At 62.4% G+C, this 21,130-nt stretch carries 20 protein-coding genes; 13 read left to right on the forward strand and 7 right to left on the reverse strand.

What is annotated here, in order from left to right; genetic code table 11:
* Positions 1–16: 16 nt before the first annotated feature.
* Entirely contained in the window at positions 17–1,351 is a 1,335-nt protein-coding gene (locus V6767_RS18745) for a L,D-transpeptidase (RefSeq protein ID WP_448474849.1), read from the reverse strand.
* Positions 1,352–1,502: 151 nt separating this feature from the next.
* Between V6767_RS18745 and V6767_RS18750 the strand changes: the two genes are divergently transcribed.
* The 4 genes from V6767_RS18750 to V6767_RS18765 all read left to right on the forward strand — a co-directional run bounded on the left by V6767_RS18750 (position 1,503) and on the right by V6767_RS18765 (position 4,009).
* A complete protein-coding gene (locus tag V6767_RS18750; protein ID WP_448474850.1) occupies positions 1,503–2,339 on the forward strand; it encodes a DUF4432 family protein in 837 nt (278 codons plus the stop codon).
* 75 nt (positions 2,340–2,414) lie between these two features.
* Positions 2,415–2,753: a TIGR01244 family sulfur transferase gene (locus tag V6767_RS18755; RefSeq protein ID WP_018066946.1), complete on the forward strand. Its 339-nt coding sequence runs from the start codon at positions 2,415–2,417 to the stop codon at positions 2,751–2,753.
* Positions 2,754–2,820: 67 nt separating this feature from the next.
* Complete coding sequence (locus V6767_RS18760) at positions 2,821–3,165, forward strand: RidA family protein (RefSeq protein WP_448474851.1); 345 nt, start codon at positions 2,821–2,823, stop codon at positions 3,163–3,165.
* A 127-nt stretch (positions 3,166–3,292) separates the two neighbouring features.
* Positions 3,293–4,009, forward strand: coding sequence for a ribonuclease T2 family protein (locus V6767_RS18765; protein WP_448474852.1), 717 nt, complete (start codon positions 3,293–3,295; stop codon positions 4,007–4,009).
* Positions 4,010–4,012: 3 nt separating this feature from the next.
* Here V6767_RS18765 and V6767_RS18770 read toward each other — a convergent pair whose 3' ends face one another.
* Complete coding sequence (locus V6767_RS18770; RefSeq protein ID WP_448474853.1) at positions 4,013–4,339, reverse strand: BON domain-containing protein; 327 nt, start codon at positions 4,337–4,339, stop codon at positions 4,013–4,015.
* A gap of 182 nt (positions 4,340–4,521) precedes the next feature.
* Here V6767_RS18770 and ettA point away from each other — a divergent pair, with 182 nt between their 5' ends.
* A complete protein-coding gene (gene ettA, locus V6767_RS18775) occupies positions 4,522–6,171 on the forward strand; it encodes an energy-dependent translational throttle protein EttA (protein WP_448474854.1) in 1,650 nt (549 codons plus the stop codon).
* Positions 6,172–6,435: 264 nt separating this feature from the next.
* Here ettA and V6767_RS18780 read toward each other — a convergent pair whose 3' ends face one another.
* Positions 6,436–7,305, reverse strand: coding sequence for an ATP-binding protein (locus V6767_RS18780; protein WP_448474855.1), 870 nt, complete (start codon positions 7,303–7,305; stop codon positions 6,436–6,438).
* A gap of 232 nt (positions 7,306–7,537) precedes the next feature.
* On the opposite strand from V6767_RS18780, the gene yajC reads away from it, so the two are divergent.
* The 5 genes from yajC to V6767_RS18805 all read left to right on the forward strand — a co-directional run bounded on the left by yajC (position 7,538) and on the right by V6767_RS18805 (position 12,393).
* The gene (yajC, locus tag V6767_RS18785; RefSeq protein ID WP_448428339.1) at positions 7,538–7,882 is read left to right on the forward strand and encodes a preprotein translocase subunit YajC; all 345 of its coding nucleotides are present in this window, start codon (positions 7,538–7,540) and stop codon (positions 7,880–7,882) included.
* 135 nt (positions 7,883–8,017) lie between these two features.
* Entirely contained in the window at positions 8,018–10,573 is a 2,556-nt protein-coding gene (secDF, locus tag V6767_RS18790; RefSeq protein WP_448474856.1) for a protein translocase subunit SecDF, read from the forward strand.
* A 4-nt stretch (positions 10,574–10,577) separates the two neighbouring features.
* On the forward strand, positions 10,578–10,964 hold the full coding sequence (locus V6767_RS18795) for an Mth938-like domain-containing protein (RefSeq protein ID WP_448474857.1): 387 nt from the start codon (positions 10,578–10,580) through the stop codon (positions 10,962–10,964).
* Positions 10,965–10,999: 35 nt separating this feature from the next.
* Positions 11,000–11,851 carry a phytoene/squalene synthase family protein gene (locus tag V6767_RS18800; protein ID WP_448474858.1) on the forward strand — a complete coding sequence of 284 codons (852 nt, stop codon included), beginning with the start codon at positions 11,000–11,002 and terminating at the stop codon, positions 11,849–11,851.
* A gap of 119 nt (positions 11,852–11,970) precedes the next feature.
* Positions 11,971–12,393, forward strand: a complete 423-nt coding sequence (locus tag V6767_RS18805) for a hypothetical protein (protein ID WP_448474859.1) — start codon at positions 11,971–11,973, stop codon at positions 12,391–12,393.
* 18 nt (positions 12,394–12,411) lie between these two features.
* Here V6767_RS18805 and trmFO read toward each other — a convergent pair whose 3' ends face one another.
* The gene (gene trmFO / locus V6767_RS18810; protein ID WP_448474860.1) at positions 12,412–13,812 is read right to left on the reverse strand and encodes a methylenetetrahydrofolate--tRNA-(uracil(54)-C(5))-methyltransferase (FADH(2)-oxidizing) TrmFO; all 1,401 of its coding nucleotides are present in this window, start codon (positions 13,810–13,812) and stop codon (positions 12,412–12,414) included.
* A 406-nt stretch (positions 13,813–14,218) separates the two neighbouring features.
* Between trmFO and V6767_RS18815 the strand changes: the two genes are divergently transcribed.
* Together V6767_RS18815 and V6767_RS18820 are read left to right on the forward strand one after the other, a co-directional pair.
* Positions 14,219–16,618, forward strand: a complete 2,400-nt coding sequence (locus tag V6767_RS18815) for a phosphoketolase family protein (RefSeq protein ID WP_448474861.1) — start codon at positions 14,219–14,221, stop codon at positions 16,616–16,618.
* A gap of 72 nt (positions 16,619–16,690) precedes the next feature.
* On the forward strand, positions 16,691–17,893 hold the full coding sequence (locus V6767_RS18820) for an acetate/propionate family kinase (protein WP_448474862.1): 1,203 nt from the start codon (positions 16,691–16,693) through the stop codon (positions 17,891–17,893).
* A 301-nt stretch (positions 17,894–18,194) separates the two neighbouring features.
* On the opposite strand, the gene V6767_RS18825 is transcribed toward V6767_RS18820, so the two are convergent.
* Positions 18,195–18,485, reverse strand: coding sequence for a helix-turn-helix domain-containing protein (locus V6767_RS18825; RefSeq protein WP_448474863.1), 291 nt, complete (start codon positions 18,483–18,485; stop codon positions 18,195–18,197).
* 94 nt (positions 18,486–18,579) lie between these two features.
* Complete coding sequence (locus V6767_RS18830) at positions 18,580–18,795, reverse strand: DUF2842 domain-containing protein (RefSeq protein ID WP_448474864.1); 216 nt, start codon at positions 18,793–18,795, stop codon at positions 18,580–18,582.
* Between the two features lie 104 nt (positions 18,796–18,899).
* On the opposite strand from V6767_RS18830, the gene V6767_RS18835 reads away from it, so the two are divergent.
* The gene (locus V6767_RS18835; protein WP_448474865.1) at positions 18,900–19,988 is read left to right on the forward strand and encodes a COX15/CtaA family protein; all 1,089 of its coding nucleotides are present in this window, start codon (positions 18,900–18,902) and stop codon (positions 19,986–19,988) included.
* 9 nt (positions 19,989–19,997) lie between these two features.
* On the opposite strand, the gene V6767_RS18840 is transcribed toward V6767_RS18835, so the two are convergent.
* The gene (locus tag V6767_RS18840; protein ID WP_448474866.1) at positions 19,998–20,831 is read right to left on the reverse strand and encodes a DODA-type extradiol aromatic ring-opening family dioxygenase; all 834 of its coding nucleotides are present in this window, start codon (positions 20,829–20,831) and stop codon (positions 19,998–20,000) included.
* Between the last annotated feature and the right edge of the window lie 299 nt (positions 20,832–21,130).

The raw sequence follows: 21,130 nt of genomic DNA on the forward strand, positions 1-21,130 counted from the left end.
GTGATGCGCTACGGGCTCAGTCTATGAACTCGACCGTTGTGCCCGGTGACACCATGTGTGCGAGTTCATTCGCATCCCAGTTGGTCAGCCGCACGCAGCCATGGCTTGAGGTCTTGCCGATCTTGCCGGGATCGGGCGTGCCGTGAATGCCGTAGCTCGGCTTCGACAGCGCGATCCAGACATTGCCGACAGGCCCGTTGGGACCGGGGTTGATCGTCAGCACCCGGTTGTTGTCGCCCTGTTTGAAGTTCTTGTGCGGATTATAGGTGTAGTTCGGATCGATCGCGATCCTCTCCACCGAAACCGTGCCTGAGGGCGAGGGGGTGTCGGCCGAACCGATCGTGGCCGGATAGGCGGCGATCAGCACGCCGTCGGCGTCATAGGCGCGCAGCTGCTTCAGGGCCTTGTCGGCGAGGATTTTCGTGACCTTGGTTTTTTCCGGCTTGCCGACACTCGTGACCTTGATCGTGGTGCCGGGCCGGGAAAAGTCGGCATCCGGATTCATCTTCTTCAGGAAGCCCTCGTCCATGTGGAATTTCTCGGCCAGCATTTCGGAGACGGAGGTGTAGGACATCTCCGGAAGCTCGGCCTTTTCGGCGTAGTCGGACGGGATGGCGGCAACATAGGGGCCGGCGGCATCCGTCGCGGTGATGGTATAAGTGGTAAACGGCAGTCCGCCCTCCAGCGACAGCACCTGCATGATCTTTTCGCTATCGGCGACGGGATCGAGCCGCTCGCCGGTGGCCTCGGCATAGGCGTCCAGCGCCTTCCTGACATTGTCGCCCATAAGCCCGTCGATCACGCCCGGCGAAAAGCCCTTGCGGTCGAGAAACACCTGGGTCGCGACCACGTTCATATCCGGCTTCGCCGACGTCCTGGCAACCGGGGGGCTGGTTTCCGGGCGATCGGGCGTCACGGTTTGCGGCGCTGAAGGAAAATCATTGGCGGGCGGCGGCGGGTAGGCGTTCTGATTGCCAAAGTCCCGGCTCCAGCGGGCCCGGCCGTTCGTGCCGAACGGGCGCTCGCCCCAGCTGTTGCCGCGCTGCCAACCCTGGTCGAAGCCCTGATTGGTATTGTAGCCGGCATTTTCCGAGCGGTACTCATCCGCATAGAATTCCGTCGCAACGAGGTTCCCATAAGCGTCGAGCAGGATCTGGCGACCATTGACATCGCGGCTCAAGACCACGCTGCCGGCTTCCGGCACATAGTCGAGCATTGCGCCATCGGGCGCGATCAGCAGGATCTGCCGGCCATCCCTGTAGAGCGGCTCATGCGCCTGGGCCGGCGTGACGGCGGATGCCGCCGCCAGCGCCAGACAGAAGGGAATGGTGTACAATCTCGCTTTTCGCATGTCTTCGACCGTGTGAGCGTTATAATCGGGAAAATCCTTGCCGGATTCGTTTTGGGATGGATTCAAAGCCCTGGAGAATGAACGTCGGCTGAACCGGCAGGTTTCATTATCTTGCAATCGTGGTTAAATTTGGTTTTATGACGGACGCATCATGATCGATTTCAGCATCCCCGACGGCCCGGCCTTTCAACTTGATCCGACGTCGGTTCTCGATATCGGCGGCTGCGTCGTGGCGGGCGTCGACATCGCGCCGAAACGGGCTATTCCGGATGATGGCGATCCGCGCATAGACCACTCGCTGGAAGGCTTTCTGTTCACCTGCGGCCCCGAGCATATCCGTCATCCCGAGCCCGTCGAGGGCGAGGAAGGGCGGTTCTATCCGCTCCACGGCTCCGCCTCAGCCAATGCGGCGGTGGTCAAATCGCTGGAGACGGGGGCGGCCGGCGCGGAATGCGTTGCCGCGATCCCGGTGAGGACCGCCAATGGCGGCGAGATGCTGATCGAGCGCCGCTGGACGCTGGAGGCGTCAACCGGCGAACTGAGCCTTGCCGATACCGTGATCAACCGCTCCGACCGACCTCTGCCGATCATGATGATGTATCACATCAATTTCGGCGCGAAGCATTTCGATGACGGCGTGCGGCTTGAAAGCGCGTCACTGCCGGAGGGCGCGCTTCCATGGCGGTTCGGCGAGGGCGATCACGGCATATTCTGCGTGCCGGCGGAAAGCGGCGAAGATGGCTGGTCGACGACGCGGCTCGGCCCGATCGCGGCGCTTGGCGGGCGCTCCTTCACGCTTTCCGTCGATACAGCGACGCTGCCTTACCTGCAGGTTTGGCGCAATCAGGAGGCACCGGCGCATATTCTCGGCATCGAGCCGGTTTCCCATCGCTGGACCTCGCGGCGCAAGCTTGCCGAAGCCGGCGAGCTGGAGCCGGTTGAGCCGGGCGGCTCAAAGCGGTTTTCGCTCCGCATTCGTTTCGAATAGCGAGACCCTCCGCCGACTTGCAAATCGTCAAAATCTTCTTAGTTTCTGCGTAACAAACGCAACAGGGATACCGTCATGAATATCCGCCCGATCGATGAGTTTTATGCCGTCAGCCCGCAGATCACGCCGGACCAGATCGCCGAGATCAAGGCGGCGGGGTTCAAGTCCATCGTCTGCAACAGGCCGGATGGCGAGGAACCGGGCCAGCCGACATTTGCCGAGATCAAGCAGGCCGCCGAGGATGCCGGTCTTTATTTCGCCCATGTGCCCGTCGGCGGCATGGGACTGACGCCCGAGGCCGTGACCGGCATGGTCGACGCGCTGGACGATATGGAAAAGCCGGTGCTGGCCTATTGCCGCTCGGGCGCGCGCTCGACCCGGATCTATGAGGAAGCCAAGCGCCTGCGCGGCTGAGTTTTGATAATCAGGGCGGTCCCGGCGGGCCGCCTTTTATTTTTTCATGCAAAAGAAAGTGAATGCGATGACGGTAAAACGTATCAAGCCCGGCCCCCTGATGTCCGGCGCGGTTGTCCATGGCAACACGGTCTATCTTTCGGGCCAGACCGGCGAGGGCGCGGACGTGACGACGCAGGCGAAGGAATGCCTCGCCAAGGTCGACGCGCTTCTGGCCGAGGCCGGGACCGACAAGTCGAAGATCCTGCAGACGCTGGTCTATCTGAAGGACATGGGCAGTTTCGCCGAGATGAACGCGGTGTGGAAAGACTGGGTCGATCCAGCAAACACGCCCGCGCGCGCCACCAGCCAGGCCGAACTCGCCGCGCCGCATATCCTCGTCGAGTTCACCGTGATCGCCGCGCTGGACTGATCGCGGCGCCATTTGCCGCCGGAATGGCCTGGGGCGCATCCAGGCCATTTTTCTGCGGCATGTACAATACAGTGCAGCCGGCAGCTATGCTGCGACGGTTTCAACTTTGGCAAATCGGGGGGAAGGAATGAAAATCAAGGCAGCATTGATCGCAATAGCGATGGTGGCGACTGCGGCAACGCCGACGATGGCGCGCGGAACCGCGGCGATCCTGGCCGTCAGCTGGCAGCCTGCCTTCTGCGAAGGTCATCAGGACAGGCCCGAATGCAAAAGCCAGACGGAAAGCCGCTTTGATGCCGGCCATTTCTCGCTGCATGGGCTGTGGCCGCTCGGCGAGAACTATTGCGGCGTTGCGGCGGACGTTCGCGCGACTGATGAAAACGGAAACTGGAATGCTTTGCCGGCGCTGACGCTCAGCGATGGCCTGCGGGAAACGCTGGCGAAGGTGATGCCCGGAACGCAATCCAATCTCCAGCGCCACGAATGGGTAAAGCACGGCACCTGCACCAGGTTCACGCCGGAAAACTACTTCCAGACGTCTGTGGACCTGCTTGAGCAATTGAACGGCTCAGAGGTCGCCAGGCTGTTTCAGGCGAATATCGGCAGGGAACTCTCGGCCGACGAGATTGCCAAGGCTTTCGATAGCGCGTTCGGGCGTGGAGCGAAGAATCGCATCAAGGTCAGCTGCGTTGCCGATGGAGATCGTCAGTTGATCGACGAGATTACGATCGGCCTTTCCGACAAATATGCGCCGGGGACGTCTCTGGAAGACCTGATACAGGGCGCCGGAAGGACCACGATCGGTTGCGACGGCGGGATCGTCGACCCCGCCGGTCTGCAGTAGTCGTCAAAGGGTACGCTGCTGAGCGCGCGCATCGTCTTCCTTGCCGGCGCTGCGCAGATGGCGCTGTTTCGGGCGGATGGCGTTGCGCACCCGCTTGATGCCCTCGACGGAGAGCGCGATATTCCCGGCGACCGCGATCTCCTCGCGCATATAGACCTCGCCGGTAAGCCGCGCCTCTTCGCCCTTGACGGTGACGTGGACTTCCGTGGCATCGAGCAGGCCGGACGAGGCCAGTTCGCTGGCGATCTCATCCTCCCTGCGGGCGTCGGGATTCCATTCCTCGGTGTCTTCAACCGGATCGCCGTAGAAAGCCGCTTTTTTCAGTACCATTGTCGCTTCCTTCCCAAATGCCGTTGTTTCAGTTCTGCAGGTCTAAACGTCTGACGCGGACGATTGTTCATTTCATGACGTCTTTGTGACGGCGGCGGCAAATCGGGAAGGCGCATTGTTTCCGAAGCCGGTTTCGCATACATAGCGGCCCAAGCATCCAATTGACGGGAAGCAGGAAAGATATGGCACGACAGTTCATCTACCACATGGCCGGGCTCAAGAAGGCCTATGGCGCCAAGAAGATTCTCGAAGACATCCATCTGTCGTTCTATCCGGACGCCAAGATAGGCATTCTCGGCCCGAACGGGGCCGGTAAGTCGACCGTGCTGAAGATCATGGCCGGTCTCGACAAGGAGTGGACCGGCGAGGCCTGGCTCGCCGAGGGCGCGACGCTCGGCTACCTGCCGCAGGAGCCGCAGCTCGATCCGACAAAGACCGTGTTCGAAAACGTGATGGAAGGCGTCGCCCACAAGAAGGCGATCGTCGACCGCTACAACGAACTGATGATGAACTATTCCGACGAGACGGCGGACGAGGGCGCGCGTCTTCAGGACGAGATCGACGCGCAGAACCTCTGGGACCTCGAAAACCAGGTCGAGATGGCGATGGACGCACTGCGCTGCCCGCCGGGCGATGCCAATGTCGAAAACCTCTCCGGCGGTGAAAAGCGCCGCGTCGCGCTCTGCCAGCTGCTGCTGCGTCAGCCCGACCTGCTGCTCCTCGACGAGCCGACCAACCACCTCGACGCCGAAACCATCGCCTGGCTTGAAAAGCACCTGCGCGAATATCCTGGCGCCATCCTGATGGTCACCCATGACCGCTACTTCCTCGACAATGTCACCGGCTGGATCCTCGAGCTCGACCGCGGCCGCGGCATCCCCTACGAGGGCAACTACTCGGCCTATCTGCAGGCCAAGGCCAAGCGCCTTGCGCAGGAGGCCCGCGAGGAGGGCAGCCGCCAGAAGGCGCTGTCGCGCGAGCAGGAATGGATTGCCTCCAGTCCCAAGGCCCGTCAGGCCAAGTCGAAGGCCCGTATCCGCGCCTATGACGAACTGGTGGCATCCGCCGAAAACCGTCGTCCGGGCGATGCCCAGATCATCATCCCGGTCGGCGAGCGTCTCGGCAATGTCGTGATCGAGGCCGAGAACCTGTCGAAGGCCTATGATGGCCGCGTGCTGTTCGAAAACCTGTCGTTCAAGCTGCCGCCCGGCGGCATTGTCGGCGTCATCGGCCCGAACGGTGCCGGTAAGTCGACGCTGTTCAAGCTGATCACCGGCCAGGAAAAGCCCGACAGCGGCGATATCCGAATCGGCGAGACCGTCGATCTCGGCTATGTCGACCAGAGCCGCGATTCGCTTGATGGCGACAAGAATGTCTGGGAAGAGATTTCCGGTGGCAACGACATCATCAAGCTCGGCAAGTTCGAGATGAACTCGCGGGCCTATTGCGGCGCCTTCAACTTCAAGGGCGGCGACCAGCAGCAGAAGGTCGGAAACCTCTCCGGCGGCCAGCGCAACCGCGTCCACCTCGCCAAGATGCTGAAGTCGGGCTCCAACGTTCTCCTGCTAGACGAACCGACCAACGACCTCGACACCGAGACGCTGGGCGCGCTCGAGGATGCTTTGGAAAACTTCGCCGGCTGCGCCGTCGTCATCAGCCATGACCGCATGTTCCTCGACCGCCTCGCCACCCACATCCTCGCCTTCGAGGGCGACAGCCACGTGGAATGGTTCGAGGGCAACTTCGAAGACTACGAAGCCGACAAGATCAGAAGGTTGGGGCCGGAAAGCGTGAACCCGAAGCGGGTGACGTATAAGCGGCTGACGCGGTGATTAGTCCTGAACCTTTGCGGCACTGGCAATCATTGCCGCAAAGCCACCCAATCTTCTCGCCCCAGCGGGGAGAGATGTCGCGAAAGCGACAGTGAGGGGAGAGAGTATCCCCTCGAACGCCCTCACGATTTGAAATGCCGCGCCACCCTCACTGCCCCTTTCGGGGCATCTCTCCCGCCAGCGGGAGAGAGTATGGGGAGCAAGCCGTTCTGCTTCAGAAAATCGCTTGCTCTTTCGAGCAAGTGGTCCTCGCAGCCAATCCCCTCACATCTCCAACCGCTTCCTCTGCCGTCCGGCGATATCCTGCACGAATTGCCACGCCACGCGGCCGGAGCGGCCGCCGCGGGTGGTGGCCCAGGTGAGGGCCTCGGCGTGGAGGGTTTCGGGCGTGCCTTCGAGGCCGAAATGGGCGGCGTAGCCGTCGATCATTGCCAGATAATCGTCCTGCGAGCATTTGTGGAAGCCGAGCCAGAGGCCGAAGCGGTCCGAGAGCGAGACCTTTTCCTCGATCGCCTCTGACGGGTTGATGGCCGTCGAGCGCTCGTTTTCGATCATGTCGCGCGGCATCAAATGGCGGCGGTTGGAGGTGGCGTAGAGCAGCACGTTTTCCGGCCGCCCCTCGACCCCGCCGTCCAGCGCCGCCTTCAGCGATTTATAGGCCGCGTCGTCGTGATCGAAGGAGAGGTCGTCCGAAAACAAGAGGAAGCGGTGGGAGGAGGCATTGATGATCTCGAGCAGGTCGCCGAGCGTGCCGATATCCTCGCGGTAGAGCTCCACGAGCTTCAGGGGCAGCTTGTGCTCGGCGATGATGGCGGCGTGAACGGCCTTGACCAGCGAGGACTTGCCCATGCCGCGAGCGCCCCAGAGCAGCGCGTTGTTGGCCGGAAAGCCCTCGGCGAAGCGCAGCGTGTTTTCAAACAGGATGTCGCGGACATGATCGACGCCGCGGATTAGCGACAGATCGACGCGGCTGGGGCTCGCGACCGGCGCGAGGTAGAGCTGTTCCGGCTTCCAGACGAAGCAATCGGCGGCGTCGAGATCGTTTTCGCGCGGCTGCGGGCCGGACAGGCGCTCCAGCGCATTGGCGATCCGCGTTACCTCTGCAAGGAGCCTGTCTGTCGTCTCGGTGTTCACGTTGTTCTCCTATGCTATCCGTCATTGCCGCCCAGATTTCCGGTTTCGGGAGCCGATGCAAGGTCGATTCCCGGGCAAAAAGGCCACTAAAGCGCAAAAAGCATCGGTGTTTCATAGGCTATTGTTGCATTGAACCGGGCTCCGACTATATACCGGCGACACGTTTGCGGGGGTGGGCCCCGTCTTGACGCCGGGCGTGGCCCTGGTTCTGGTTTGAGGAGTTTTGAACACGATGTTTAGCACGGCTTACGCCCAGGCGGCAGGCGCCGCAGGTCCGTTCGGTTCCGGCATGGAAATGATCTTCCTGTTCGTGCCGCTGATGGCGATCTGGTATTTCCTGCTGATCCGGCCTCAGCGCCGCCAGGCCAAGAAGCGCCAGGAAACGCTGGCCGCCATCCGCCGCGGCGATCAGGTCGTCACCGGCGGCGGCATTGTCGGCAAGGTGGTCAAGGTCATCGACGACAACGAACTTGAAGTCGAGATCGCCGACGGCGTGCGCATCCGCATCATGCGCGCCTACGTCTCCGACGTGCGCGTCAAGGGCGAGCCGGTCAAGACCGAAGACGCCAAGTCCTGATTTCATTACGGCCGAACCGTGAAAAAGCCCGGTTCGGCCGTAATTCTATTGCATGCCTTCGGCCCGAGCGCCGAAACAGAGGCGGGACCTTCCGGGTTGCCGCCTGCTTCGTGAAACCGACGAACCGAGACCTTCATGCTGTATTTTTCCCGTTGGAAGACCTTCTTCATCTGGCTAGTCGTTGCGGTGGGCATCGTCATCGCTTTGCCGAATATCTTCAGCGACCAGCAATTGTCGAAGCTCCCGGGATGGATGCCCGACAGCAAGATCACGCTCGGCCTCGACCTTCAGGGCGGCTCCTACATCATGCTGCAGGTCGATCGAAATGATATCGTCACCGACCGGCTGAACACGCTGGTCGATGATGTGCGCGCCGATCTGCGCGAGGCGCAGGTGCGCTATACCGGCCTTTCCGGCACGGGCGACAGCGCCCAGGTGCGGATCACCGATCCGGCGCAGTATGTGGAAGCCGAAACCGCGCTCGAGCCGCTTGCCGAATATGTCAATGCCGGCACGCTCAACGGTGGCACCTTCCAGGAAGTCACGATGGATGATGACGGCAACGGCCTCATCCGCCTGACGCTCACGGAGCAGGGCATCGATTACCGCATGCGCTCGGCCGTCGAACAGTCGATCGAGGTGATCCGTCGCCGCGTCGATGAGCTCGGCACCACCGAGCCGCTGATCCAGCGCCAGGGCGACGACCGCATCATCGTGCAGGTGCCGGGTCTTGATGATCCGCAGCGCCTGAAGGCGCTCTTGAACAAGACCGCCAAGCTGACCTTCCACATGGTCGACACCACGGTTTCGGCGCAGGATGCGATCGAGGGCCGTCCGCCGGCGGGCACCGAAGTGCTCTATTCGATGGACGATCCGCCGGTTCCCTATGTGATCGAGAAGCGCGCGCTGATCTCGGGCGAGGACCTGGTCGACGCCAAGGCCGCCTTCGACCAGCGCACCAATGAGCCGGTGGTCAATTTCCGCTTCGATTCGCGCGGCGCCCAGCGCTTCGCCCAGGCGACCCAGCAGAATGTCGGCCGGCCGTTCGCGATCGTGCTCGACGACCAGATCGTTTCCGCGCCGGTGATCAACGAGCCGATCCTTGGCGGATCGGGACAGATTTCGGGCAACTTCACGGTTCAGGGCGCCAACGACCTTGCCGTGCTGCTGCGCGCCGGCGCGCTGCCGGCAACGCTGACGGTGGTCGAGGAACGCACGGTCGGCCCGAGCCTCGGCGCCGATTCGATCCGCGCGGGCATCATGGCATCGGTCATCGGCGCTGCCGCCGTGGTGGTGTTCATGGTTGCCTTCTACGGCATGTTCGGCCTTGTCGCGAACATCGCCCTGTTCTTCAACATCGTGCTGCTGCTTGCGCTGCTCAGCGTTATCGGGGCCACTCTGACATTGCCGGGCATTGCCGGCATCGTGCTGACGATCGGTATGGCGGTGGACTCCAACGTGCTGATCTACGAGCGTATCCGCGAGGAGCGCCGCAATGGGCGGTCCATCGTGCAGGCGGTGGATGCCGGCTTCTCGCGCGCCTTCGGCACCATCATCGACGCCAACCTGACGACGCTGATTGCCGCCGTCATCCTGTTCTTCCTTGGCTCGGGTCCGGTGCGCGGCTTCGCGGTGACGCTGGCGATCGGCATCATCACCACGATCTTCAGCGCCTTCTACCTGACGCGCTGGATGATTGCCGAATGGGTGCGCCGCAAGCGCCCGAAGGAACTGCCGAAGGGCATCCGCACCGGCATGTTCGACGGCATCAATTTCTCGTTCATGAACTTCCGCCGCGTCACCTTCATCATCTCGGTGGTGCTGGTCATCGCCTCGGTCGTCGGCTTCGGCACCAAGGGCATGAATCTCGGCATCGACTTCACCGGCGGCTCGGTCGTCCAGGTTGAGTCGAAGTCCGGACCGGCCGATCTTTCCGAAATTCGTACGACGCTCAACGGATTGAATATCGGCGCGGTTCAGGCCCAGGGCTTCGGCTCCGACAAGGACGTGCTGATCCGCATTCCGGCCCAGGATGGCGGGGCGAATGCCGAGCAGAGCGCGATTTCGAAGATTCGCTCCGCGCTGGAAAGCGACTACACCTTCTCGCGCGTCGAGGTGGTCGGTCCGGTCGTCTCCGGCGAACTCAGCCGCTCGGCGACGATCGGCGTGCTTGCCTCGCTGATCGCGATCCTGATGTATATCTGGTTCCGCTTCGAGTGGCAGTTCGCCGTCGGCGCGATCATCGCCACCGCGCATGACGTGATCCTGACCATCGGCATCTTCGTGCTGACGGGGGTCGAATTCAACCTTACCAGTATCGCGGCGGTGCTGACCATCGTCGGCTATTCGCTGAACGATACGGTGGTGGTCTATGACCGCGTGCGCGAAAATCTCAGGCGCTATCAGAAGATGCCGCTGCCGGAGCTGATCGATATCTCGATCAACCACACGCTGTCGCGCACCATCCTGACGGCGGTGACGACGATGCTGGCGCTGGCGGCCCTCTACGTCTTCGGCGGCGAGGTGATCCGTTCCTTCACCTTCGCGATGCTGTTCGGCGTTGCGGTCGGCACCTTCTCCTCGATCTATATCGCGGCCCCCGTGCTGATCGCCTTCAAGCTGCGCCCCGACACCTTCAACAAGAAGGACGAGGGCGCGCCCGAAGAGCATGGAACCGTGGAGACGATCTGACGATATGGCGCGCGGCATCGAAATACGCGAGGCGCATTTTCCCGGTCGCGCGCCGATCGATACCTACGGCAATGGCGGTTTTCGCTTTGCCGACATGTCGCATCGCGGCTCGCTTCTGTGCCTGCCGTCCGGCATCCACGGCTGGGATGTGACATCGCCGCAGGAGATGGCAGTCGAGACTTTCGAGCGGGTGCTGGCCGAGGCGGACGAGATCGAGGTCTTGCTGGTCGGCACGGGGCTGGACCTGTCGCTGCTGCCGCGTCCTCTGAAGGAAGCGCTGAAGGAACGCGGCATCGTTGCCGATCCGATGAATACCGGTGCTGCGGTGCGCACCTACAATATCCTGCTGGAAGAATCCCGCGCGGTGGCCGCGGCGCTGATCGCGGTATAGTCTCGAGCGGCCCCGCCCTGATACCGGAGAAACCATTGGCCGACGCACAAGAAGGGCCGGATCCACTGCTCGCCGAGCTTCGCGAGGCCGATCGCGATCGCTACCTTGCCGTACTGCTTTCGCCGGCGGAACACCGGCAAGCGCTGACGGCGCTCTATCTATTCAATGCCGAACTGGCTCGGGTGCGCGAGCGGATCAGCGAGCCGCTGCCGGGCGAGGTGCGCCTGCAATACTGGCGCGATTTGCTGGAGGGCAGCGGCCATGGCGAAAGTCAGCGCAACCCGCTTGCCGCCCGTCTGCTGCAGACGCTTGAGGCTTACCGCCTGCCGGCCGCCCCGCTGATCGGCATGAGCGAGGCGCGGATCTTCGATCTCTATGACGATCCGATGGGCAGCCTTTCCGACTTCGAAGGCTATGCCGGCGAAACCGCCTCCGCCCTGATCCAGCTTGCAAGCCTGGTGCTCGACAGCGAAAAGGCCGCTGCGGCGTCTACGGCGGCCGGTCATGCCGGCGTGGCGCAGGCGGTGGCGGGTTCGCTGCTCCTGATGAGCCGGCATCGCGCCAACGGCCAGGTCTTCATTCCGACCGAAATCCTGTCGGCGACGGGGCTCGACCGCGAATCATTCCTGATCGCCAGCGATCGCTACCGGGTGGGCAATGCTGTGCGCGCCTTTGCCGGGTTCGGACGCTCCCATCTGGAGAAATTCCGCGCGGAAGGCCCTGTTGCAAGGGAAATCGCGCCCGCCTATCTGCCCATAGCGAGCTGCAAGAACATTCTTGTAAAGGCCGAGCGTTTGGGTGAAAATGTGCTCGATAACTCAATCCAGCCGCCACAGTGGAAGAGACAGTTCGCGATGATGCGCTCTTTGCTGTTTCGTAAGTTTTGATTTATATAACGCGTCGACCTTGGGTTTTCCTGCCGGTTCCGGGCACAGGCTTTCAACCATTCAGCATTTCCGTCCGGAGGGCAGGGCGCGCGTGATGCAGCAGCAGAGGAAGTGGGCGCATGGAAACTTGGATATGGGTCGCAATCGCCATCGCGGCCGTCGTCGCAGCCTATTATTTCCTGCTCCGTCCCAAGAGCCAGCCCGCCGCCTCGGATGTTTCGGTTGACGAGACCTATAAATGGGCGGCAAGCGAGTTCAGGCGCAGCTATCCAGATGAAAAGGTGGCGGCGGTGATCGGCGACAAGGAGATGGAGACCTTCTTCCTTCGGCTCGTTAATGGCAAGGTTGGCATATACCGCTCGCGGCGCGGCAAGGGTCAGGCCATCATCGTGGTGCAGAGCGACTACCGTCTTCGGGCGCTGCCGGAGGCGAACGGCCTTCAGGTGGATTATCCCGAGGCGGATTTCTTCAGCGGCAATTACTTGTTCCAGACCGAACAGGATGCCGCCGACGTTTCCACGTGGATGCTCAACGCCCGCTGAGCCCTGGCGGGCTGCCTCTCAGCTCTCAAGCCACACCTTGCACGCCGTTAGCGCGCGCGTTGCCATCAACTGCTTCTTGACGCTGGATTTCGCCTTGCCGCGCGGTTTCTTGCCGGTCTCGGGATCGATCAGCGCGCCGGGTTCGAGTTCCGGAAACAGGCCGAAATTGACGTTCATCGGCTGGAACGAGCGCTTGCCGCCTTCCTCCTGATGGGCAAGGTGCCCGCCGGTGACGTGGCCGAGCAGGGCGCCCAGCGCCGTTTCCGGCGGCGGGACGACCGGCGTTTTGCCGAGACGCTCGGCGGCGGCGAAACGGCCGGCGAGAAGGCCGATGCCGGCGCTTTCCACATAGCCCTCGCAGCCGGTGATCTGGCCGGCAAACCGCAGGCCCGGCCGGCCCTTCAGCACCAGCGTGCCGTCGAGCAGCACCGGCGAATTCAGATAGGTGTTGCGGTGGAGGCCGCCGAGGCGGGCGAATTCCGCCTCGGCGAGGCCGGGGATCATCTGCAGCACGTCCTTTTGCGCGCCATAGCGCAGCTTGGTCTGGAAGCCGACCATGTTGTAGAGCGTGCCGAGCGCATTGTCCTGGCGGAGCTGGACGACGGCGTAGGGCTTGACGTCGGGATTGTGCGCATTGGTGAGGCCCATCGGCTTCATCGGCCCGTGGCGCAGGGTCTCGCGGCCGCGCTCGGCCATCACCTCGATCGGCAGGCAGCCGTCGAAATAGGGCGTGCCTTCCCATTCGCGGAAATCGGTCTTGTCGCCGGCGATCAGCGCGTCGATGAAGGCGTTGTACTGCGCCTCGTCCATCGGGCAGTTGATATAGTCCTTGCCGGTGCCGCCGGGGCCGATCTTGTCGTAGCGCGACTGGAACCAGCAGATATCCATGTCGATCGTGTCGCGATAGACGATCGGCGCGATCGCGTCGAAGAAGGCGAGCGCCTCGCTGCCGGTTCTTTCCTGAATGGCTTCGGCGAGCGCCGGCGCGGTCAGCGGGCCGGTGGCAATAATCGCCTGGTCCCATTCCTCCGGCGGCAGGGCCGCGACTTCCTCGCGCACGATGGTGACCAGCGGATGGTCGGTCAGCATCGCGGTCACGGCGGCGGAAAAGCCGTCGCGGTCCACCGCCAGCGCGCCGCCCGCCGGCACCTGGTGGGTATCCGCCGAGGCCATGACCAGCGATCCGGCAAGGCGCATTTCCGCATGGATCACGCCCACGGCATTGCTGGTGGCGTCGTCGGAGCGGAAGGAATTGGAGCAGACCAGTTCGGCAAGCCCGTCCGTCTTGTGGGCGGCGGTCTCGCGCACGCCGCGCATTTCGTGCAGGATGACCGGGATGCCGGCATTGGCGATCTGCCAGGCGGCCTCGGAGCCGGCAAGGCCGCCGCCGATGACATGAATGGGTTTGTGCTCGGACATCTGTGCCTCAATCGTTTTGCTATTTCGGGCCGTCAGTTCGCGCGCCGTGGCGCAGCTTCGAACGCCCCTGCACATGCCAGAAGCCGTCGCCGCCGTCGAGGTCCGGCGCGCAGAAATCGCGGGAAGGGCCGGGACGGAAAATTCTTGCTCCCGTCAAACCCGCGACATCTTTTATGAGGTAGGCTGTTGAAAGGCGCTTTGCAATTGTCAAACTATTGGAAGGGAAGCAATGCCCGACGGATTTCGGCTGCCGGCGCAAGGCGGCGTCAAACCAGACGGGCTATCCGATTTAAAAAGCTTTGCCGCAGTGCGAGAAAAACTTGACTTATATCATGTCGCGGGCGGCGGGGTTGCGGGATACCGATAGCGGTTCAGAATGACCTTCCACTTGAAAGGGGAAATCGACATGGAACAGATTACGCCTGATGCCACTCGGAATATTCTCGGGCAGGACGAGCTCGATCTGATGAACAGATACTGGCAGGCGGCCAACTACCTGTCGGTCGGTCAGATCTATCTGATGGACAATCCCCTGCTGAAAGCGCCGCTGGCTGCCGAACACGTCAAGCCGCGCCTGCTCGGTCACTGGGGCACGACGCCCGGCCTCAACTTCATTTACGTTCACCTCAACCGCATCATCAAGGAACATGATGCGGACATGATCTATATCGCCGGCCCCGGCCATGGCGGTCCTGGCCTTGTCGCCAACGCCTATCTTGATGGCACCTATACCGAGGTCTATCCGGAGGTCACCGAGGACGAGAAGGGGATGCAGAAGCTGTTCAAGCAGTTCTCGTTCCCCGGCGGCATTCCGAGCCATGTCGCGCCGGAAACGCCCGGATCGATCCACGAGGGCGGCGAACTCGGTTACGCGCTGGTCCATGCCTTCGGCGCGGCCTTCGACAATCCGGAGCTCATCGTCGCCTGCGTCGTCGGCGATGGCGAGGCCGAGACCGGGCCGCTTGCCGCTTCGTGGCATTCGAACAAGTTCCTGAACCCGATCGTTGACGGCGCGGTTCTGCCGATCCTGCATCTGAACGGCTACAAGATCGCCAATCCCACCGTGCTTGCCCGCATGAAGAAGTCGGATCTCACCGATCTTTTCACCGGCTATGGCTACGAGCCCTTCTATGTGGAAGGCGACGACCCGGAATACATGCACCAGCGCATGGCCGAAGTGATGGAGGATTGCTACGCCCGCATCCGCGAAATCCAGGAAACGGCGCGGGCCGATGGCAGCGTCTACGAGATGCCGCGCTGGCCGATGATCATTCTGCGCAGTCCCAAGGGTTGGACCGGGCCGAAATTCGTCGACAACAAGAAAGTCGAGAATTTCTGGCGCGCCCACCAGGTGCCGATCGCCGAAGCGCGCAAGAACGGCGAGCACCGTGCCGAGCTCGAAGAATGGATGCGCGGCTATGCGCCGGAGACGCTGTTTGACGAAAACGGCCGGCTCGTGCCGGAACTGAAGGCGCTCGCGCCGGAAGGCAACCGCCGGATGAGCGCCAACCCGCATACCAATGGCGGCCTGTTGCGCAAGGAGCTGAACATGCCCGACTTCCGGGCGCTCGCCGTTGATGTGAAACAGCCCGGCGAGGTGATGGCCTCGGCCACCAAGCATCTCGGCATGCTGCTTGCGGAGGTGATGAAGCTCAACAAGGACGAGCGGAATTTCCGCCTGATGGGCCCGGACGAAACCGCCTCGAACCGGCTTCAGGACGTGTTCACCACCACCGATCGCGTCTGGATGGCCGACATTCTCGAATATGACGAGGGCATCGCCCGCGATGGCCGGGTCATGGAAGTGCTGAGCGAGCATCTTTGCCAGGGCTGGCTGGAAGGCTATCTGCTGACCGGGCGTCACGGCCTGTTCTCGTGCTACGAGGCCTTCATCCACATCATCGATTCGATGTTCAACCAGCATGCCAAATGGCTGAAGACCACGCGGACGATGGAATGGCGCAAGCCGATCTCGTCGCTGAACTATCTCCTGACCTCGCATGTCTGGCGACAGGACCATAACGGCTTCAGCCATCAGGATCCGGGCTTCGTCGACCATGTCGTCAACAAGAAGGCGGATGTGGTGCGCACCTATTTCCCGCCGGACGCCAACACGCTGCTTTGGGTCGGCGACCACATCCTGCGCACCTATAACCGCGTCAACGTGGTTGTCGCGGGCAAGCAGCCGAGCCCGCAATGGCTGTCGATCGAGGAGGCGATCGTGCATTGCGAGGCGGGTCTCGGCGAATGGCGCTGGGCGAGCAACGTGCCCGAGGGCGAGGAGCCCGATGTGGTGATGGCCGCCGCCGGCGACGTGCCGACGCTGGAAATGATGGCCGCCGTGGACCTCTTGCGCCAGAAGCTGCCGGAAATGAAGGTGAAGGTGGTCAACGTCGTCGACTTGATGGCGCTGCAGCCGAAGGAAGAGCATCCGCACGGGTTGCGCGATGTCGATTTCGACGCGATCTTCACCGAAAACAAGCCGGTGATCTTCGCCTATCACGGCTATCCGTGGCTGATCCACCGGCTCGCCTATCGCCGCCACAACCACAACAACATCCACGTGCGCGGTTATGTGGAAGAGGGGACCACGACGACGCCGTTCGACATGGTTGTCCTCAACCGCCTCGACCGCTACCATCTGGCCATCGATGCGATCGAGCGGGCCGGCGGGTTCGGCGAACGGGGTGCCGCGGCGATCAACTACCTGAACGACATGCGCGCCAGGCATCACGACTACGTGCGTGAGCACGGCGAGGACATGCCGGAGATCGCCGACTGGAAATGGCCCTATCCCAGGGGCTGATCCGGGGACCAGACAACACGCCTGCCGCCGCCGCAACAGGCGGCGGTGTGCGGCACATTATGGAAAGTCAATATGAACGGCAGCATTCTGGCGCTGAACGCCGGTTCCTCCAGCCTGAAATTCCGTCTTTATGAAGTGCATGGCGAGCAGTTTTCGCTGATCCTGCGCGGTCAGTTCGACGGGCTCAACGCTACCCCGCATCTTACGGTCAAGGAGGCGAGCGGCAAGGAAATCGCCGATCTCGACCTGGAACTGGAAGATAACATGCGCGAGGACATGCTTTCGCGCATTTTCGAGATCATCGTGCCCTATACCGTCAATAACCCGCTGCGCGCCGTCGGCCATCGCGTGCTGCATGGCGGCGAGCGGTTTTCGGCGCCGGTGCTGCTGGACGATGCCGTGCTCGACTATCTGGAAACGCTGGTGCCGATGGGACCGCTGCACCAGCCGGCCAACCTCGCCTCGGTCAAGCTGTTCCGCAAGATCCGCCCCGATCTGCCGCAGGTCGCCTGTTTCGACACCGCCTTTCACGTCAATATCGACGAGCGCGCCGCGCGCTATCCGATTCCGCGCCGCTACGGCGACAAGGGCTATCGTCGTTTCGGGTTTCACGGGCTGTCCTACACCTATATCGCGGAGCGTATTCACCAGATTTCCGATTATCTCTCGCGCAAGCGCAGCGTGGTGGCGCATCTGGGAAACGGCTCCAGCCTCTGCGCCATGCGCAACGGCAAGGCCGTCGACACCACGATGGGCATGACGCCGCTCGGCGGGCTGATGATGGGCACGCGTTCCGGCACGGTGGACCCCGGCCTGGTTCTGGCGCTGATCGAGACCGAGGGGCTATCGCCCGCCGATCTCAAGCACATGCTCTATTACGATTCCGGCCTGCTGGGCGTTTCTGGCATCTCGCCGGATTTGCGCGATCTGCTTGCAAGCGATGATCCGCACGCCGCCCAGGCAATCGCGCTCTACGTGTTTTCCGCCACCCGCGAAATCGCGTCGATGGCGGCCAGCATGGAGGGCATGGACGCACTGGTGTTCACCGCCGGCATCGGCGAGAATTCCGCGATCATGCGCAAGATGATCTGCGACCGGCTGGCCTGGATTGGCGTGACGCTTGATGAGGAGGCCAATGAGAAAAACGCGGCCATCATCTCCGCGCCTGAAAGCCGCATCGAGGTGCGGATCATTCCGACGGACGAGGAAGTGGTGCTGGCCAAGCAGACCGCGAAGGTGATCGGGGAAGGGGAGCACGGCGACGCGGCTGCGTGATTGCTGCAGTCAGACGGCTGACAATCCTATCCTTTTTACGGACGTCATCCTCGGGCTTGTCCCGAGGATCTAACCACGGTTCCGCGCGAGCGGGTTGGCGGGCCGTAATGGATTGTTTTAATTTATTTTTCGTCCGATACGCTTGTCGCGTTGATAGGTGCTTAGACCCTCGGGACAAGCCCGAGGGTGACGGAGGAGAGTGGGGCGGGCTCTGTCAGTACCCCTGCATTCAAGCAGGAGAAAAGTCCGTTGCATCGTCACAGCAAGAGGATCGAAAGCCCGAAGCGTTGAAGCGCGAGGCCTACCCATCGTTGGCGGAATTCAGATTCTCCGGCCGAATACTGCCGCACTTGCCAATCTGCTGCTTCAGCCGGACGCCGGGGCCGAAGCCGCCTTCGCCATCCTCGATGAAGACCACGCCCTGTTTCTCGAAGGCCTTTTCCAGTTTGTCGGCGACGGCGAGATCGCGCTCGGCCGCGTCGTCTTCCGCCTGCAACAAAAGGTCGCGGTCAATGCCGGTCATGGCGGCGGCCTGGTCGTGCGAGAGGCCGAGGAGCGCGCGGGCGGCGCGGATTTGGTGGGGTGTCGTCATCGAAGCCTTCCGTGAAGTTCAAATCTTTTCTTACCATGTCCAATGTGCCAAATCTTCGGCGGTTCCGCGCAATCCGCAATAATTATCGCGGCCTTCATTTTCGGTCTGCCGGCGGGCCCGCCATCCATTTGATGATGAACATCGCCGGGATGATCCACAGAAGTCCGGTAAGGATGAAATAGATCAGTGCCGCGCCGGCGGAGCGGCCGTCGAGCACGACGGTTGCCAGCATGGTGGCAGTCAGTGCATAGACGATGACGAGGGTGACGATTGCGATCGTCCCGATGAATTTGCGCAATCTGACTGGCACGGCGGCAATGCCCTCCTTGTGGGTGTCCGAGATTATGCCGTTGAGCGGCAGGTGTGAACTGCCTATGCCAGATCGGCGCAAATGGCAAAGCGAGCGGAGCAGGAATGATGGCGTTTGGTAAAAACATCACGTGGAGCGCGGACGAACTGCGGTTCAATGCCGCCATGGTGCGGGGGTGGCTGTATTTCGTGGTGCTGGTGCTGTTCTGTCTGGTGATTGTCGGCGGCGCGACGCGGCTCACCCATTCCGGCCTTTCGATCACGGAGTGGAAGCCGCTGCATGGCGTCATTCCGCCGCTTAATCTGGCCCAATGGCAGGAAGAGTTCGAGCTCTACAAGCGCATCCCAGAATATCAGCTCGTGAACAAGGGCATGTCGCTCGCCGAGTTCCAGAACCTGTTCTGGTGGGAATGGGCGCACCGGCTGCTGGCGCGAACCGTGGGGTTGATCTTCGCCGTGCCGCTGTTCCTGTTCTGGACCACCGGCCGTCTGCCCAAGGGGCTGGGGCTGCCGCTGGTCGGCGTTCTGGCGCTTGGCGGGCTTCAGGGTTTCATCGGCTGGTGGATGGTGTCGTCCGGCCTGTCGGAGCGCACCGATGTCAGCCAGTACCGGCTCGCGGTGCATCTGATCATGGCCTGTCTGATCATCGCCTCATGCGTCTATATCGGCCGCGGGCTCACCCCGCGCAAGCATGAGCATGTCGGCGGCGCGCACTGGCTTGCCGTTCTCCTGCTGGTCGCGACCTTCGTGCAGCTCTATCTCGGCGCGCTGGTGGCGGGGCTCGATGCCGGCCTTTCCTACAACACATGGCCGCTGATGGATGGCGCGGTGGTGCCGGGCGGCCTGCTGTTGCAGCAGCCGGCCTGGATCAATTTTTTCGAAAACCCGAAGACTGTGCAGTTCGCCCATCGCTGCGGCGGCTATATCCTGCTGCTGCTGGCGATCATGCATTTCGTCATCGAATGGCGCAGCGCGGTGGCGCGCGGGCTTGATCTGGAACTCTCCCAGCATGCCCGCGGCGCGCTGATCCTGCTGGCCGCCGTGGTGATCCAGGCCGTGATCGGCATCATCACGCTGGTGACGATGATGCCGCTGCCGATCGCGCTCACACATCAGGCGATGGCGATCATCGTGCTGATCACCGCCACCGCCCATCTGCGCGGTTATCGCGCGCCGCGCTTCGAGCTGGCGTAGAGCGGTTCGTCAGCCGAAGCGGTAGGCCGAATAGGGCTTGCCGAGGTAGTTGCCCTGAAAGATGCGTTCGCCGGCGTCCGGGCCGGCCGCGCCCGCCGCGGCAAACACCGGCACGAGGTGATCATGGTCGGGCACGTGGGCGGCCTGGGCGTCCGGGTTGTCTTTCCACGCGGAAAGCCTTTCGGCGCGCGCCACCGGGTTCTCGATCGACACGGCCTCCGTCAGCCAGTCGTCAAAGCGGGCGGCGGCCTGTTCGTGGGCGGCGTCGCGGCGGCGGAACATGCGCATGTTGTGGTAGGACAGGCCCGAGCCGACGATCAGGATATCCTCGTCCCGCAGCCCTTCCAGAGCCTGTCCGATCCGGAAGTGGGTTTCGGCGGAAAGGTCCGGATCGAGCGACATCATAATGATCGGAACATCGGCGTGCGGATAGATCATCATGAACGGGATGAAAACGCCGTGATCGAAGCCACGTTCGGAATCCGCCGCCGTTTCGATGCCAGCCTCGCGCAGCACGTCGCGGACGTGCTCGGCGATGAAGGGCGCGCCGGGGGCGGGGTAGTCAAGCTGGTAGGTATGGGGCGGGAAGCCGTAATAGTCGAACAGCATTGGCGGGTTGGCGGCCGTCGAGACCGTGAGCCTGTCGACCTTTTCCCAATGCGCGGAAACCACCAGAACTGCCTTAGGGCGGCGGCCGAGAGAGGCGTCGAGCCCCTTGAGGAAAATCTCCAGTTCCTTCCACGGATCATCGTCGGGAAGCCCGCCTTCCGGGCCATGCATGAACGGCCACGGTCCGCCCCCATGGGGGAGGAACAGGACGGGAAAGCGCGTTTCGTCTGACATGGAGGGAAACCTCGTTGGTTGCTTAAATACAATATAGCGAGCCAGAGGCCCGGCGGCGATGGCCGATCCGGTCGACGGAGCGTTCACGATATGGGGTGCGGTGCCAGCTGGCGACTGAGTTTCAGAGCATTGAGGACATTCTGTTGTCGAGGGCCTCGCAGCCGACAATCTCTCCCCTTGAGGGAGAGATGCCCCGACAGGGGCAGAGAGGGGCGAACCCTCTCGATAGGTTCGGAGCTTGCGGTTTTAGGGCTTACGCCCTTTACCCCTCTCTGTCGCGTTCGCGACATCTCCCCCTC

It is taken from the genome of Martelella sp. FLE1502, assembly GCF_053484255.1.